Here is a 15,059-nt window from a genome sequence, read left to right as displayed (position 1 = left end):
CTTGTGCCGAGAATAGGTTTGACAGCGAGGTTGGTCAAGGGGTGGACTATATCACTTCCGATAAGGGATACTTATCGGTGGTTAGAAGCCCAACCCTCAATAATACCATGTGAGGAACCATAATATTCGTATAGAGTTCGTTTAGGAAATCATTTACCATGATTTCAATGGCTTACGATTTGACGAAAATCAGCATGACAGCCCTTTTGGAGCCAGCATTTCGTGCCGGCACAGAATTGGCGCGTGTTGACGAGCGCGTCGCCCGCTCACCGGTCGGTCAGGGATGGATCGAACGATCCCACTTCACCGACGCCTGCGCCTCGCTGTGGATTGACGGCGAGCTCGTCCATCTCGAGGACCTCGTCCTCCACGACGCTACCCGCGATATTCGCACACCGACCCATGAGCTGACAATCGCCCGCGACGTGCTGCGCACCCGCCGACGCATTGCTGTGCAGTCGCCGGATTGGGCGTTATCGACAGAGGGTATCCGAACTTTGCGACAGACGTCGGAAAACACGTCGGCCGGGGCTACCGAGACGGGCACGGCCCGCGTCATCCGGCCCGCGGTCCTGATCGATCTGAAAGGGGAGGGCGAGGAGGGTGACGACATCGAGAACCTTCCTGGTGTCGACTATGCTGCCATCGATGCCGTGCTCGCCCGATCGGAGGCGGCGATCGCAAACGCCACACGGCACGGCCGCGGCGGCGGGGCTGAAAAAGATCCGATGATCTATGATCTTGACTGGGACGAGGATTCCAGGCTCGACGAATGGCGCGGCGTGCTGCGCCAGGCAGAAAACCTGCCGGCTGTGCTGCAGGCGATTGTTGCCCTCGACGCCTGGAACGAGCTGTCCGTGCTTCAGCACGCGCCCTGGCTCGGCCGGCTATTGTGCGCCTCGATCCTGCGCCAGGCCGGCATCACCACCGGCGCCCATCTCGCCGCCATCAATCTTGGCCTGAAAACCATACCCGTCGATCGGCGGCGTCATCGCGACCGGGAGACCCGGCTTCTCGCCATCGCCCACGGCCTGATCGCGGCCGCCGATATGGGCATGAAGGAACATGACAGGCTGGTGCTGGCGCACACCCTGTTCGAGCGAAAGCTGGAAGGGCGCCGGGCGTCTTCGAAATTGCCGGAGTTGGTCGAGCTGGTGATGGCAAAGCCGTTGGTGTCGGCCGGGATGGTGGCGAAGACGCTCGAGGTGACGCCGCAGGCGGCGCGGCGGATCGTTTTGGAACTCGGCCTCAGAGAGATGACGGGGAGGGGGAGGTTTCGGGCATGGGGGATAATATAAACATCATCTTCCCTCCCCCTTCGGCTTAAATGACCCTTCTATTGACTGAAGGTTCTTACTGCCGTTATCGGGCATGCCTTTGCGCGCAATCGAACGCAATATACTCGAATTAAGACTCTATTGGGGGCGCCATGCACGAGACATTCCGCGCATTAACCGAAAACCTGCATCCGAAATTTGAAGCCCTTATGGCCCAAGCGCCGGTCACAGACGCGATCTTGCGTCCGGACTTCAAGGGATCGGGGATCTATATGTTTTCGGAAGGCGGAGATAGCCTCTATGTCGGCCGCACTCGCGATGTGCGCAAGCGCTACGGCCAGCATACCCGCGGATCCAGCGGCCACAACAGCGCTCCATTTGCCTTCAAACTTGCGCGCGAAACAACCGGATTTCTGAAGTCGGACTACCGGCCAGGAGAGACCTCGCGCTCCGGGCTGCTGCTGAAGCCCAAATTCGCATCGGCATTCGCCGACGCGATCGAGCGCATCAGGCGCATGGAGTTCCGTTTTGTTGAGGAAGCGGACCCAACCCGCCAGTGCTTGCTTGAGGTCTACGTCTCGGTCGTGTGCGGATCACCATACAACGATTTCGATACGCATTGAGCTGCATTTCATCCCAGCGCAGCAACAGTCGCCTTCCTCTCGTCCTCCAGATCCTTGAAGTGTTTATCGAGATCGGCAGGAAGGGCCTTATCAGGGGCTGGCAGCGACAAAAGGTGCCGCCAACGCTTGTCTATCGCATCAAGCGAAACTTCATCGATCAGTCCCCGCTTGGTCTGGCTGACAAACAGCTGTCGTAGCTCGGGGGGAACATCTCTCTTTTCCTCCAGACGTTTCGTAATCCATAGGGTTACATCCACCAATTCCAATCCAGCGCTTTCATCGCCGGCTGTGAAAGTCGGCGGGACTTCTGGCATCATTGAATAATCGAATTTTGGCATCCCCGGACCGAGATCGGTGTTGTGCTTGACGGCCCGAAGGCTCTCGTACCAGCTCGCAAGTTCGCCTTGCGCCTTGTTGAACTCGGTCTGGCGATCAACCGTGATCTTGCGGATGGAGCGCCCCTTCTTGTTCGACTGCACGGCCATGACCTGCATGACTTGTTGAAATCCGACTAGGTTCGGCGAAATCTGCAGGGCCGTGTCCTTGTTACCGACACCATAGTCAATCTCGAACGGGTTGGCTGCTGCCCATTTCAACGCGCCTGACACCAGTTCGCGGGAGCGTGCGTCGGGAAGCCGATCGACGCGAGAAAGGAGAGTATTGCAGATTGTGACCAGCGCGGACGCGCTCTTGGCCGAATTGGTTTCCTTCCGTGCCGCCCAAGCGTCTTTCCTCAGCTGATCATCGAAGAGGAACGCGACTTTTATTAGCATCGGGTAACGAAGGGGGGTGAAGTAATGATGCCAAGACACGGCCTTGTTCATTCCGGAGTCGAACACCTGATCGTAGAAGCTGATCACCGCATGATCCTCCTTGGCAACCTTGAGCAGGGAGAACCGTAGGTCGTGTTTCTTGCTGAAATCTGCAATCCGTTTTGCTACCGGGATAAGGCGGCCTACACCCAGTTCTGCGGCGTGGATGCGCTCCACACCTAGTTCCTTCCTAAGATCTACCAGCAAAGGCTCCGCAATCACATCGAGATTGGCCGGGCAGCCAAGCACCCCATAGAACAGCTTGGGTTGGTTTACATCGAACAGGTTAAGACCGGTGTTTCCGCTTTCATCGATAAAATAGTACATGGCAGGGTCTCCGGATTAAGTCGCGCAACCGCTGCAATGGTTGCATTTCAGGCAAGAAGCAACCTCAAATGTCAGTCTTTATCAACAGGTTTTTCGTGTCTTCGGGTTGGCGATGCCATCACGTTTAGTGAGCAATTTCATGTTGGTCATCGTATTCGGCGGATGGACTATCTGGCTCCGGACGGGGATATTCCCGGCATGGATGTGACGAGGGCGATATGGACGGTCGAGATTTTCTGCAAATCGCCGACAAACTGGAGGAATCATCCAGTAATTTCGAGCGACGTTTCAAGGCAAAACTCAAGAGGGTTTTGGATGCCGCTGTAGCGATCCATGAGGCGTGGAGCGGATCGAACTTGGGCTATCAAGCGAATGTTTATTACGACGGCTTTCGAAAGCCGCCGGCAGGTGCCCAGTTCAGCGTCATGCATGGGATCGGCGAGGACTGGCTGTCGGATACTTTGGGAGACTGGGGAGAGTTTAGTGCTGCCCAGGTGAAGACGGCAGTCTATCGGCTCGCCGGCAATCCAGAGATGGCGGATTGCGAAAGCGCATCTGGGGAGTCGCTAAGGGAGTTCAATCGAGCGAAGGGGGAGGTGTTGTCGGGGATGAACATCTTATTGGAAGGCCGGAAGGACGCATTCCTGAGCTCCTTGCTTAAGCAAGTGCACGGCGTCCAGATAGCCAGTGCCCAGCAGCTCTCTCGCGCCTTCCTAGGAGGGGGCCAGTTTATGACGCAGGACACGCGTGCCTTGAACGGTGGCGCGCGAGCCGCTCCCCACCAGCTTATAATTGCAGAAACTACCGCGCTTAATCAGCCTGCAGAGTGTGGCAAGCAACTTGCCGAGATCGTGCGGCAAATCGGCTCACACCTTGTCCGGGCTGAACGGAAGACCCGGGTCTCATCTCTAGTCGGGACAAACGTCTTCATTGGGCACGGTCGCTCATCATCGTGGCGTGAGCTCAAGGATTTCATTGAAGACCGCCTGCATTTGCCTTCGGACGAATTCAATCGCGTCCCCGTAGCAGGTATGAGCAACATCACGCGCCTGAACGAGATGCTTGAGGCTGCCGCGTTTGCATTCTTAGTCCTGACCGCAGAGGATGAGCAGCGCGATGGCAGGTTGAACGCACGTATGAACGTGGTCCACGAGGTGGGGCTGTTTCAGGGACGGCTTGGCTTCATGCGAGCGATAGTCTTACTCGAAGATGGTTGTGAGGAATTCTCGAACATACAGGGGCTGGGGCAGATCCGCTTCCCAAAGGACAATATCGTTGCGGCCTTCGAAGAGATCAGAATGGTCCTTGAACGCGAGGGTCTGGTTGGACGGTTAGCGTCATCGTAGCGGCACGAACATAGCGTTTTTGGGGTTTAACATGGGAAGATGTCCGGTCTGCAAGAATAGCTGTGATGAAGGTCGTGGAGATGACGGCCGCCAGTTCAATTGTCCGCGTTGCGGCCCGTTCGTTGCAACCGGTTCGTCCCTGGCCATGTTGACGTCGCGGCTCGCGGCGCAAAAGACAGCCCCCGCACGGCTGAGCCATGCGATCCGTCGACGAACTAGCTCGGACTCATGGTTCGAGCTTCAGAGTCGGGACCTTGATTCGCTGATTGCGGAGAAACTGCCGCCAGTCGCCAAACAGCTCATCAATCTCATCTCGTACTTCGAGGAGTTGGCTGGAGACGATCATTTCGAGGCGGTCGAGGTGACTGAGCCGGAGTTTTTGGCTGGCATAGTCGGCGTTGTGGACGGTGACGCAGTTGACGTGCTTTTGAACGAGGCGACGAGGCAAGGCCTCATCACATATGAACCAGAGGACCATTACGCGCTAACTCCTCATGGTTGGCACGAATTGGACAAAACACGCAGCGAACGGAGACCCGATATGAACAAAGGAAAAAAGATTTTCATCGGCCACGGGCGCTCTGCAGACTGGCGAGACCTCAAGGATTTCTTGGGCGATAGACTGGGCCTCGCATACGATGAATTCAACCGCGAGTCGGCTGCGGGTATTGCGACCTCAAACAGATTAGAGGAAATGCTCGAAAACGCGGCCTTTGCTTTCTTGGTGATGACGGCAGAGGACGAAAGCGCAGAGGGGCAGAAGCAGGCTCGGATGAATGTCATCCACGAAGTTGGGCTGTTTCAGGGAAGGCTCGGGTTCCGTAAGGCGATTATTCTTTTGGAACACGGGTGCGAGGAGTTTTCGAACATCGTCGGCTTAGGGCAAATTCGATTCGAAGCCGGCCGACTGCGAGACAAATCGGAGGAAATCCGCCAAGTCCTCGAGCGGGAAGGTATTGTCCGCGCCTGAACAGCTACAATAATCTCCGTTTCGTACCCGGCGTTTGCGCAGTTTGGCAGCTCGATTTCAGGGGGGGTAAGGGTATGCTGTTCGAGAAAGCGGTAGCACGCTCGTTTTCTATCGTGGACCGTGCTTTGCGCCGGTCCTTCCCGGCTGACTACCATAAACGATGCATGTACGCGGCCTTTGGCATGCAAACGCTGCTGTCAGACTTTGGACATGATGCATCGATCCAGGGTGGTGATGCAGTCACCTTCATGGTGTCTAGATCTGGACACCAGGCTGGCATGCAAGGTTTCGCACATGCGCAAGAAGGCCACGCGCACTACTGGGTGGTCGCGGCCGGATGGCTGATTGATATCGGGCCCCACTATTTGCCGCGGGACTCGGGTTATCCCGCAGCTGAGGTGCCTCTGGTTTGCTGGGAAATTGCGGGCGGCCTGCCTCCGTTTCTGCGATATCGCGTCCTCGAAGATTTCGGCCCTCTTACTGGATTGGCTGCGACCAACGAGATCCATGAGCGCATGGAATTGTTCATCGGACAATGCCGCAGTAAGGCGGGGAACCTGATTGGCCAGCCCAAATTGCCGACGTGGTTGCTGACCAGCCGAGAGGCGGTTGAAAGAAGTGCTAAACAGGGAGATGTTTGGGCGAAAGGCGCGCTTCGCTTCGCCTCCATGCCCGGAGTTGAGCAAAGTTTACCGTTCTAGATGCATTCTTCGACGTGAACGCAATTTTTCATGTTCAATCGGAAGCTGTCCCTTTTCAGCGCGATGCAAACGAGGAAGTAATACTGGATGTGAGTCGTGGGGGGCATTCAGTGTTCATCTCAGAAATCTTTGCGCAGGGTTTTCGATGCTTCGAACCCGGCTCGCCGTTGCAACTCAAACTGACCCCTGGCCTCAACATCCTTGTCGGTCCGAACGACGCTGGGAAAAGCGCGATCATCGATGCCGTCCGGTATACTCTATGGACGCGCGGAGACGACTATCTGCGACCTGATGAGTTGGATTTTCACGTCGATCCCACAGGGGCGCGTACCTCAGAGTTCACAATCACCTGCACGTTCGACGCACTGACAGCGGACGAGGAATCCCGGTTTCTTGAATGGTGCACAAACGAGAAGGGGACCCTCCGTCTCCACATCTGTATCCGAAGCGTGCGTCGCCTTTCACCGGGCGGAGGCAGCATTATCGCGACCCAGCATCGAGCTGGGAAGGATGGCGAAGGCCTACCGGTCGACGGAGAGCTGCGTGAATACCTCAAAGCGACATACCTGAAGCCCCTTCGAGATGCTGAGCGCGAACTCAGGGCGGGTCGCCGGTCCCGTCTTTCCCGCATCCTTGGCGCCATGCCGGAAATGGGGCCAGAAAGCAAACCGGGTGTTATTGGGGGAAACGCGACATTGCTTGATACGCTCAAAGCTGCCGACAAGGATGTCAGCGACAATACCGCCGTCCGCGGCATCGCGAGCAACGTCAACACCGCCTTCCTCGACAAGCTATCTTTTTCCGATGATCCGCTGGTCGCCACCCTTGATCTCGGCGCGCATGGTTCATTCGATCAGGTGCTTGAGCGTTTTGAACTCTATCTAAATGCCAAATCGGGCGAAGGTCGAGTTCAGCGAGGGCTTGGCTACAACAATCTCCTCTTTATGGCGGCTGAGTTGCTGTTGCTGCAATCCCACCCGGATCAAGTCCCGTTCCTGTTGATCGAGGAGCCCGAGGCGCATCTCCACCCACAGCATCAGACACTCTTCATGGAGGTGCTTGCTGCGCGCGCGGCGGCTGGGTCCGGCGACGCCCAGAAGCAGGTGCAGGTCTTGTTGACGACCCATAGTCCGCAGCTGGCAGCTGGCGCAGACCTCGAGACCATGACCATGATGGTCGGGCATCAAGCATTCCCTCTGGCCGCCACATATACCCGCCTCGATATCGGCGACTACGAGTTTCTTCGGCGGTTCCTCGACGCAACCAAAGCCAATCTCTTTTTCGCCCGGGCCCTGATAGTTGTCGAAGGCGATGGCGAGAACCTTCTTCTGCCAGCGCTTGCGGAAAAGCTGGGGCGACCACTTAGCCGGTACGGCGTTTCAATCGTCAATGTCGGGCATAGGGGGCTCTTTCGGTACAGTCGCATTCTCCAGCGCAAGGTCGGGCCGGCAGTGGGTATTCCGGTCGCTTTGATCCCGGATCGGGATATCCCGCCCAAGGAAGCCAAAGCATTGGTTGGCAAACGAATGACGGAAGATGAGCTGGACGCAGAGGTTATCGAAGCGCGCATGAAAACGCTTCGCCGTGACGTCGGCGATCCGGTCGACGCCTTCATTGCTGACTGCTGGACCCTTGAGTTTGATTTGGCTTTGCAGCCACTTCTGGCTGAAAGCGTCCATCAGGCGGTCCAGCTCGCGAAATCTTCCACGCGGAAGCCCGAACGGCGAGAGAAGATCATTGAGGCCGCGAACAAGGAATATCAGCAGTGGAAACACGACGGTCTCACCAACCTGGAAATTGCAGTGAAGATCTACGATCCAGTCTTCAACAGCAATGCGTCAAAAGCTGAAGTAGCTGAAGAATTGGCGGCCATCCTCCGGGCGCGGCCGGATACACCTGCTGACATGCGCGATCGTCTGCCTCCGTATCTTGTTCGCGCTATCGATTTTGTGACTCAACCTTATGAGGCAGGAAAGCCTCCCTTCGGAAATGACGTCGAGGAGGATGACGTGGCCGAACCGGCTCCAGTGGAAGGGGCGCGGTAGTCATGCTCGAAATCGCGCCGATCACGCCCCAACTCCTGGCCGAGCTTGGCGCCGAGCTCGGCGGCTGTGACTTTTCGGACAAGAGCCGTTCAGACTTTCTCGGAAGCATGATTTCCTGCGACGTGCAGGCTGCACCCGGAAACGGGAAAACCACTCTACTGGCAGCCAAGCTCGCTCTTCTCTCGCGAAGCTGGGACAGCCGCCGCCAAGGCGTATGCGTTATTTCGCACACAAATTCGGCGCGCACGGAAGTTGAGCAGCAGATTTCGCGCCACCCGACGGCTTCGCGACTTATGGCCTATCCCCATTTCACCGGAACGGTGACGGCGTTCGTCAACCAATTCCTGGCATTGCCTTACTTGCACGGCCTTGGCTGGCCGATCCGGCGCATCGATGATGATGTCTTCGCCGCGGAAGCGGCACGAGCGCTACCCCACTATTGGGAATTGAAAGCACAGGCCAAAAAAGCGCCTGCAATGGTGGAATCATGGGTCCGAGGCTTGGATCTTGACGTAGATTTCGTGACCGGTTCGGAACTGCCCGAAACTCTCGCGGTACGTCGCCGAAAACGGCAGCACGGTGCTGATACGTCCTGCGGCAAGGCGCTCGCTCGGCTGAAGGCGCTCATGGTAAAGAAGGGGCTCTATCGTTATTCAGATATGACTGTACTCGCGTTGCGTGCCCTCAAAGATAATCCGGAAATTGCAGAACGCCTGCGCTCCCGCTTTCCTGTTGTGATCCTGGATGAAGCACAAGACACGAACGGCGAGCAGATGAAGCTTTTGGAGCTCCTATTCGGCGGCGGCGGCGCAGCGTTCCAACGTCTCGGCGACAGCAATCAGACCCTCTACGAGGATGATGCGACCGTAGCGTCATACTGGACGCCCGGCGCGGATTGCATTCCGTTCAACGAGAGCCGCCGGTTCGGTCAGCCAATAGCCGACTTCGCGAGCCGGCTGACCACCAAGCTTCCCCAAAAAATACAAAGCGTTGGCGGCAAGCGAACCTCGATGGTCGTCATCGTGTTTGATGAGAAGACGATTGCCGGCGTGCTTACCGCCTTCGCTGAGGAGGCCAAGGCGCATTGGCCCGATTCCTTTTCGCGGCAGGAGATCTGGGCCGTAGCGTCACGGCACAACGTCACGGGGAAGGTCAAGGGAGCCTGGTACCCGAAGAGCCTTGTCGATTACCATTCCACATATCGCGGTGAAGCCGGTACGCCGAAAGAGGCAAATCTCCTTTGCAGGCAGCTTCAAAAAGCTGCGCTCCATCACGCGGCTGCTCGTCCACCGTCCGAAGTCATGGATCTGTTCTGTAGCGCTATCGCCGAGCTTTTGCGGCTTTACGATTGGACCGGCTCAAACGGTGGACCGATTACGGCAAGAAACCTTTGGGTGACTCTCGGTCGTCGCGAGGCTGAACTGCCTCGAAAAATCAGGTCGCTCCTCCACAGGCACATATTAACTGGCAAAGCTGCTTGGGAGAAGGTCGCCTGGGAGACATTTTGTGCAGCGTTGCTTGCGCTGTTTGATCCAGCCGACGGGCAGGCTGTTTCGGCGGGGGTGACGGAGTATTGTGGCTTCGTTCGGGGTAAAGAGGCAGAAGCGGTCGGGCCGGCAGCGCGAGCGACGAAGCAGGTCACGATCGGGGAAGCAACCATCCGCCTCGGTTCTATCCATTCAGTCAAGGGGAAGACGGTCGACGGGATTTTGGTCTTGGAGAGCGAGGTTTGGAAGGGGCACGCAAAAGACCAGTCATGCCTGGACCTTTCGACTGTCTTGTCGAGAGCGTTTGGGATCGAAGGGGCAACGCCCCTGTCTGAAATAGGGGTGGCAGCGGCCACCAATGTCTTCGTTGCCGTGACGCGGCCGCGTGAACTCCTGGGCCTCGCTTTGAGAAAGTCAGAGTTTGAGGCGGTCGCCGAAAAGGCTGAAAAAGAAGGTTGGAAGATCGTCGATCTTGTAGAAAGAGCGCGGATAGCTGCCTTGTTATAACTTAGATCATGGTCTGACGGGGATGTTGCGGCAAGCCGACCGTAACACGTTCTAAGCATTGCCATGGGGCGGGACAGGATCACTGGGAAGCAAAGTCAAGCCCTATAAAATCTAAGTTGGAATATTGTCTACCTAGGATAATCGCTGCGAATTACACCAACTTTCATCTTTTTGCTTTGACATTTAGGGCGTTAGGTTGACTTTCGCATTGCGCGCATCTCAGAATCAATCCACTTATTATAAGTAGCATTGACAAATCTTTCGTTGGCAGGTGTTCGCAGAATGTCCTTCAAGACGATCTATCTCACTGGTGCGCCTGCGGCCGGAAAAAGTTCCACAGCGCGCCTGCTGGCGGAAGCTGTCATACCTCTTGTGCTATGGGAATACGGTGCGCGGCTCACAACGTTTGTCCGTGACCGCGGCGCTGTTCTTAGTGACCAAAGTGATCTTCGGCGAAAATCCGCTAATATTGTTCTTCCCGAAGATGTCACGGCAGTTGATGAACTGTTGTTGCAGTTCATCGAAACACATCGCGCCAGCAGTCACGTTCTGATTGATAGCCATCCAGTGACAAAAGAGGACTACGGCTATCGCATCACGGCATTTTCGCTTGAGCAGGTCGGCAAGCTGAACCCTGATGAGATCTGGGTTTTCTACACATCGCCAGAAGTAGCCATACAGCGCATCGGAGATGATGCCAGCGGCAGACCGATGGTTGATATTGAGCAAGCAAGATTTCACACCACTCTGCAGGCATCGTTGGCAGCAACTTACGGCGCGATCACGGGCAAGCCTGTCTATTTGTTTGATACGAACATCGAGCAAACGGCGTTGGTGACGCGGCTTGCCCGACGCCTGGCCTGACCTACACGCTAAAATGCCGGGAACATTCATATTAGTCGAAGCTGGAGTGCGATGTTTGATGCGCGAACAAGTGGACTTGCATAAAGCCATCAATGCTGTGTCGGACGTCGTGCAAAATCGTCCCAGACCGTTAAGAGTGTTCGACCAGATCCATATGAAGACGGCCGATATGGTGATTCAAAGTGAGATTGTCGCCGATTGGGCAGACGGCAAACGTCTGGCTTTCATCGGCGACGGTGATGCGGTCAGCGTTTGCGTCGCATATCTCAGGGCTCGCGAGGTTCTCAGTTTCGGCCCTTCGAAGATCACTGTATTTGATTTTGACGAGCGTACCGTCAATGCTGTCAAGCGTTTCGCTGATAAGGAGCGGCTCGAACATCTGGATGCCGAGCTATATAACTGCCTAGACGCGTTCCCTGATCGCAACAAATACGACTGCTTTTATACGAACCCGCCTTGGGGTGCATCCAACAATGGGGAAAGTGTGAACGTTTTCATGGAGCGAGGATTCGACGCGGTGCACTACGAGGGTGACGGCATGGTGGTTATTGCCGACGACGATGAACTGGCTTGGCCAAAGAGGGTGTTGGCGAACGTCCAGGCGTTCGGATCCCAGCGTGGCTTTTACGTCTCCCGCATGCAGAGGAAACTGCATGAGTATCATCTCGATGACGCGCCAGACCTTCGTTCCTGCAACCTTTTTGTCAGCGCCCTTCCAGGCAATAGCGCTAAGCGCAGCCCGAGCATTGCGGCAAGTCAGGAACGGTTGACGAACTTCTACGGCAATTCAAAGGATCCTAAGGTAAAGTATGTCAAGGAACGAAAACGGCCTGACTACGGTATGGCTCCAGACGACGAATATGAGCTGGTGATGTTGGAGGACGGGAAGTGAGCAACATAATTCATCCAGGTGCGGGCATACTTTTCATGAAGGTCGGCACACACGCCCAGGAGACTCTCGAAGACATCATCAAGAGGAAATCGGAGGAGATTAAGCAGACGGGTTATGGGATGTGGGGCTACGGTGGCAACACCTGTCACCCGACTTCCATGGTCCAGCCTTTTGCGCGTCGATTCGCAGAGGCGGGCGAACCAATTCACTTGTGCATGGAAGCGATGACGTCAAATCACTTCGCAGAGCCGCTTTGCGCAGCGGAATACTCAGCTGATGGTGTGACCTGGCAGACCATTCCAGATACAATTGAAGTCCGTGGCTCGCGTTATGCGCTGGTTATCGCAGACCTGAGGGAAGATGTATTCGACTTGCCGCTCGATATGACACGAGTTCCCGTGGGGCCAAGCGCTGGTCGGCTGGGCAGTCGATACATAAATGGCCGCGTCGACAAGGCTTGCTTGGAGGTTCTTGATGGGCCAGAGCGCAGCAATGAAGCGATGGAGCAGCCTAAAGAGCGCCCTATTAATCTCGTAGCCGAGTTGAAAGCCCCATACGCTGTTTTTCTACGGAACTATCGCTGAGATATCGTCGGCCGCGACAAGCAGCCTAGGGGTCACAGCCCGAAGGTTCGCGATGTAGCTTTTTAGGCCAGCCACTATGGTTGCAGCTGGAACAGATGGGCTTGAGCATGAAAAGCAAATCGCAGCCGCACGATCAGCTGATGGCTCAGCGCAAATCCGGCCTCGTATGGTGGCGTTGTCAAAGACATTGAGGAAAGCCAGCAAGAGCTGCTCCAAGCAACCAACTGTCCCATGAGAGCTTGAAGGTGCGATTTCTTCCAACGCTTGGATAGCTCGCTTGTCGCCGGTCAGCAACAACGGCGCCGATCGCAGGATGAGTACAGCAAAGAGTTGACTCTCGCCGGTGTCCAATTGCAGTGACAGTTCGATTGCGCGAGTTTCAAAATCCGCAGCGAGATCGACTTCCTCAGAAGAAGGCTCGATTATTGTCAGCCGTGATACGAGTCCATCCCATTCTGTTTTCGCTCCCTGTTGGTCGGCAAGGACCTTCGAGCGTCCGAGGCGGCTGGAAATTGAGTGGCGAGCGACAGCCAGTATGCCCGGTGAACGATCGCTGATGGTCGCGATTTCTAGGAACTCCTGCCCACATCGGTAGGCGCAGATCTTTACGACAACATCGTTGTCAACGAGTACACCTTCAGTCATCGCTTCCCAACATTATATTGTGAAGATACTCGGCGGATTCCTCGTTAAGCTGCCCCCAGTCCAGTTGCTGATTTGCGATTGAATTCACTTCGTTCCAAACCGGCTTCGACTCAGTGTAAATGTGTCGCAGTGAAGCAATTGCTGTTGGCCACATCTTTTCGCGATAAGCTAGACATAAAGCCAGCGTTCCTGGCTCAATTCCATATCGTGGGGCCGCTTCCAGCACCGCCTTCGCAAGAGCCCTAGCCCCAAATTGAGAGATATTAGTCCGAATGTCTGGGGACGGTGTTGATGTCAGGAGCGTCAAAGCGTATTCGTCGGCTTCCTGTTCCTGCGGATCCCCATCTTCGAATTCTGTGGACTCTTCCAAGTCAACGATTGCTGAAGCGCCTTCCAGATGGCCGAGCATTATGTGGCCAAGCTCGTGAGCCAAAGTGAACGCGACTGGTGCTGGATAATTTGCATCTCTCCCGAGCAAAATTGCATGCCGGCCACGATCCTCGACCACCATCGCATGCATCGACTTTGTGTCGAGCGGAAACACGCGGAGGTGGATCACTGGGATGCCAATCGCCCAGCACGTGGCCAGCAAGGTTTGCAGATCGACATAATTGGCGTTTGAAAGCACCGCCTGGCGAAGCGAAGTCGCCGATATCGAGTTTATCGGGTGCGTCGCCATCGTTGCATGAAGTAACAGGCGTCCTACTGAGACGCCAAACGAGGTCATCGCGTCTTGCTGATTGAAGTCGTGAACGGAAAGGTGCTTGAATCGAGCTTTATCTTTCCAGATGAACTCGACGCGTTCTCCCAGCAGAGGTTTTGGGCTTAGTCCCAGCTTCCTTGCGAGTGCAAATCTAAGTTCTGCGCGACTTGACGGGCTAGCCGCCATGTCATCGGACCACCAAGCTGGCCACGCTGCTCGAATTGCGCGATCACCAAGGCCGGCCTTGCGCAACTCATTCAATAAATTTTTGGTATCTGGATCCACCGTTATCTCAAGCTGCAGTCGTTTCCCATATTACCTTAACATGGCGCGTAACGCCTGTGGACCAGGAACCTAAAACAGCGAAGGTTGGAAGTCGGGCTGACCTTCGACACCGACGCCAGCCCGAAGTTCCCTAACCATATCGAGCCATTCCGAACTTGTGTTGCAGGAGGTGTCGGCATAGATGGCAGCCCTTTTTTTTGTCAATCTCACAGGATCGACAAGGCGAATCCAATAGCTGCCTGCAAGGGTTGCTTCCAAATTGGCTTCGTATTGGGCTTCGCCAGAAGGCTTCGTAGCCTGCGTCAGTAAAGCCGTTACCTGAGAAGCGCCGACCGGAGCACCATTCGGTCCCGCATTTCGGTAGGCGTTATGATCGAACGGTATGCCACGCTTGATTTGCAACTCGTCCTGCGACCAACACATAAGTGCGTAGTGCTTGGTCTTGCGGGTGCCGCTGTCGCTATCGCCGCGACTTGTGATAAGGGCATGAGGCGGCAATGGTCGTTCCACCCCATACAGATCAACAAAGCGCCGCCACACCAGAAGGCTACTGGGGGATGAGTCCGCCACCTTCGGCCTGCTCTTCATGATTGAGAACACGACTGGAACGTCCTTCTTCATCCGGGCAAGGGCGCCAATCGACGTCGATGGTGCATTGCCAACCCCCCAAAAAAAGAGGCCGTCGCCTGCACGTCTTTCATTCTCTTTGCGAGCAAGAATGGAATTGAGTTCCTGTCCCGCCTCAGCCTGCATTCGCGACCAGCAGACAAAGTCAGCCGCACATAGGGACTGCACCTTCTGTTCAGCATTCTGGGACGAAGGGATCTGGGATAGCATCATCATACATTCCGTTTCTCAGTCGGAACTTGCACGGGACTGGCGCAGGCACAACCACCATTCGAGCCAGACGTGTTCACGTTAGTGGAAAAACAAAAATACATGTGAAAAACGCCGCTAGGAGGTTGCTATATTCCGCATTCGGTGAGCCATG

General features: G+C 55.7%; 14 protein-coding genes. 10 read left to right on the top strand and 4 right to left on the bottom strand.

Going from position 1 to position 15,059, the window contains the following annotated elements:
• The first annotated feature begins 158 nt into the window (after positions 1 to 158).
• Positions 159 to 1,298, top strand: coding sequence for an RHE_PE00001 family protein (locus J2046_RS10640; protein ID WP_210051663.1), 1,140 nt, complete (start codon positions 159 to 161; stop codon positions 1,296 to 1,298).
• A 131-nt stretch (positions 1,299 to 1,429) separates the two neighbouring features.
• Complete coding sequence (locus tag J2046_RS10635) at positions 1,430 to 1,900, top strand: GIY-YIG nuclease family protein (protein WP_210051662.1); 471 nt, start codon at positions 1,430 to 1,432, stop codon at positions 1,898 to 1,900.
• Positions 1,901 to 1,908: 8 nt separating this feature from the next.
• On the opposite strand, the gene J2046_RS10630 is transcribed toward J2046_RS10635, so the two are convergent.
• Positions 1,909 to 3,039, bottom strand: coding sequence for a DUF3800 domain-containing protein (locus tag J2046_RS10630; RefSeq protein WP_210051661.1), 1,131 nt, complete (start codon positions 3,037 to 3,039; stop codon positions 1,909 to 1,911).
• Between the two features lie 218 nt (positions 3,040 to 3,257).
• Here J2046_RS10630 and J2046_RS10625 point away from each other — a divergent pair, with 218 nt between their 5' ends.
• The 8 genes from J2046_RS10625 to J2046_RS10590 all read left to right on the top strand — a co-directional run bounded on the left by J2046_RS10625 (position 3,258) and on the right by J2046_RS10590 (position 12,435).
• On the top strand, positions 3,258 to 4,385 hold the full coding sequence (locus J2046_RS10625; protein WP_210051660.1) for a TIR domain-containing protein: 1,128 nt from the start codon (positions 3,258 to 3,260) through the stop codon (positions 4,383 to 4,385).
• Between the two features lie 31 nt (positions 4,386 to 4,416).
• Positions 4,417 to 5,355 (top strand): TIR domain-containing protein, encoded by a 939-nt coding sequence (locus tag J2046_RS10620; RefSeq protein ID WP_210051659.1) that lies wholly within the window; start codon positions 4,417 to 4,419, stop codon positions 5,353 to 5,355.
• 74 nt (positions 5,356 to 5,429) lie between these two features.
• Positions 5,430 to 6,056: a hypothetical protein gene (locus J2046_RS10615; RefSeq protein WP_210051658.1), complete on the top strand. Its 627-nt coding sequence runs from the start codon at positions 5,430 to 5,432 to the stop codon at positions 6,054 to 6,056.
• A gap of 14 nt (positions 6,057 to 6,070) precedes the next feature.
• The gene (locus J2046_RS10610; protein WP_210051657.1) at positions 6,071 to 8,101 is read left to right on the top strand and encodes an ATP-dependent nuclease; all 2,031 of its coding nucleotides are present in this window, start codon (positions 6,071 to 6,073) and stop codon (positions 8,099 to 8,101) included.
• Between the two features lie 2 nt (positions 8,102 to 8,103).
• Positions 8,104 to 10,095 (top strand): UvrD-helicase domain-containing protein, encoded by a 1,992-nt coding sequence (locus tag J2046_RS10605; protein ID WP_210051656.1) that lies wholly within the window; start codon positions 8,104 to 8,106, stop codon positions 10,093 to 10,095.
• A 282-nt stretch (positions 10,096 to 10,377) separates the two neighbouring features.
• Positions 10,378 to 10,959 (top strand): ATP-binding protein, encoded by a 582-nt coding sequence (locus tag J2046_RS10600; protein WP_210051655.1) that lies wholly within the window; start codon positions 10,378 to 10,380, stop codon positions 10,957 to 10,959.
• Between the two features lie 58 nt (positions 10,960 to 11,017).
• Positions 11,018 to 11,851: a bis-aminopropyl spermidine synthase family protein gene (locus tag J2046_RS10595; RefSeq protein WP_210051654.1), complete on the top strand. Its 834-nt coding sequence runs from the start codon at positions 11,018 to 11,020 to the stop codon at positions 11,849 to 11,851.
• Complete coding sequence (locus J2046_RS10590; RefSeq protein WP_210051653.1) at positions 11,848 to 12,435, top strand: hypothetical protein; 588 nt, start codon at positions 11,848 to 11,850, stop codon at positions 12,433 to 12,435. The genes J2046_RS10595 and J2046_RS10590 overlap by 4 nt, the downstream gene beginning before the upstream one ends.
• Here J2046_RS10590 and J2046_RS10585 read toward each other — a convergent pair.
• The 3 genes from J2046_RS10585 to J2046_RS10575 form a co-directional block, all read right to left on the bottom strand.
• Positions 12,418 to 13,080 carry a hypothetical protein gene (locus J2046_RS10585; protein WP_210051652.1) on the bottom strand — a complete coding sequence of 221 codons (663 nt, stop codon included), beginning with the start codon at positions 13,078 to 13,080 and terminating at the stop codon, positions 12,418 to 12,420. The genes J2046_RS10590 and J2046_RS10585 overlap by 18 nt on opposite strands.
• On the bottom strand, positions 13,073 to 14,068 hold the full coding sequence (locus J2046_RS10580) for an ImmA/IrrE family metallo-endopeptidase (protein WP_325169745.1): 996 nt from the start codon (positions 14,066 to 14,068) through the stop codon (positions 13,073 to 13,075). The genes J2046_RS10585 and J2046_RS10580 overlap by 8 nt, the downstream gene beginning before the upstream one ends.
• Positions 14,069 to 14,137: 69 nt before the next feature.
• Positions 14,138 to 14,908: a hypothetical protein gene (locus J2046_RS10575; protein ID WP_210051651.1), complete on the bottom strand. Its 771-nt coding sequence runs from the start codon at positions 14,906 to 14,908 to the stop codon at positions 14,138 to 14,140.
• Positions 14,909 to 15,059 lie beyond the last annotated feature (151 nt).

The organism is Neorhizobium petrolearium (genome assembly GCF_017873175.1).
Classification (GTDB): Bacteria; Pseudomonadota; Alphaproteobacteria; order Rhizobiales; family Rhizobiaceae; genus Neorhizobium; species Neorhizobium petrolearium.
The sequence above is the reverse complement of the archived record's forward strand: the minus strand, read 5'-3'. Positions and strand labels throughout refer to the sequence as shown.

Bases quoted from the DNA above. Each gene is read 5' to 3' on its own strand.
- J2046_RS10575 (WP_210051651.1), bottom strand. From the start codon at position 14,908: ATGATGCTATCCCAGATCCCTTCGTCCCAGAATGCTGAACAGAAGGTG.
- J2046_RS10615 (WP_210051658.1), top strand. From the start codon at position 5,430: ATGCTGTTCGAGAAAGCGGTAGCACGCTCGTTTTCTATCGTGGACCGT.
- J2046_RS10625 (WP_210051660.1), top strand. From the start codon at position 3,258: ATGGACGGTCGAGATTTTCTGCAAATCGCCGACAAACTGGAGGAATCA.
- J2046_RS10585 (WP_210051652.1), bottom strand. From the start codon at position 13,080: ATGACTGAAGGTGTACTCGTTGACAACGATGTTGTCGTAAAGATCTGC.
- J2046_RS10595 (WP_210051654.1), top strand. From the start codon at position 11,018: ATGCGCGAACAAGTGGACTTGCATAAAGCCATCAATGCTGTGTCGGAC.
- J2046_RS10600 (WP_210051655.1), top strand. From the start codon at position 10,378: ATGTCCTTCAAGACGATCTATCTCACTGGTGCGCCTGCGGCCGGAAAA.
- J2046_RS10635 (WP_210051662.1), top strand. From the start codon at position 1,430: ATGCACGAGACATTCCGCGCATTAACCGAAAACCTGCATCCGAAATTT.
- J2046_RS10605 (WP_210051656.1), top strand. From the start codon at position 8,104: ATGCTCGAAATCGCGCCGATCACGCCCCAACTCCTGGCCGAGCTTGGC.
- J2046_RS10640 (WP_210051663.1), top strand. From the start codon at position 159: ATGATTTCAATGGCTTACGATTTGACGAAAATCAGCATGACAGCCCTT.
- J2046_RS10630 (WP_210051661.1), bottom strand. From the start codon at position 3,039: ATGTACTATTTTATCGATGAAAGCGGAAACACCGGTCTTAACCTGTTC.
- J2046_RS10620 (WP_210051659.1), top strand. From the start codon at position 4,417: ATGGGAAGATGTCCGGTCTGCAAGAATAGCTGTGATGAAGGTCGTGGA.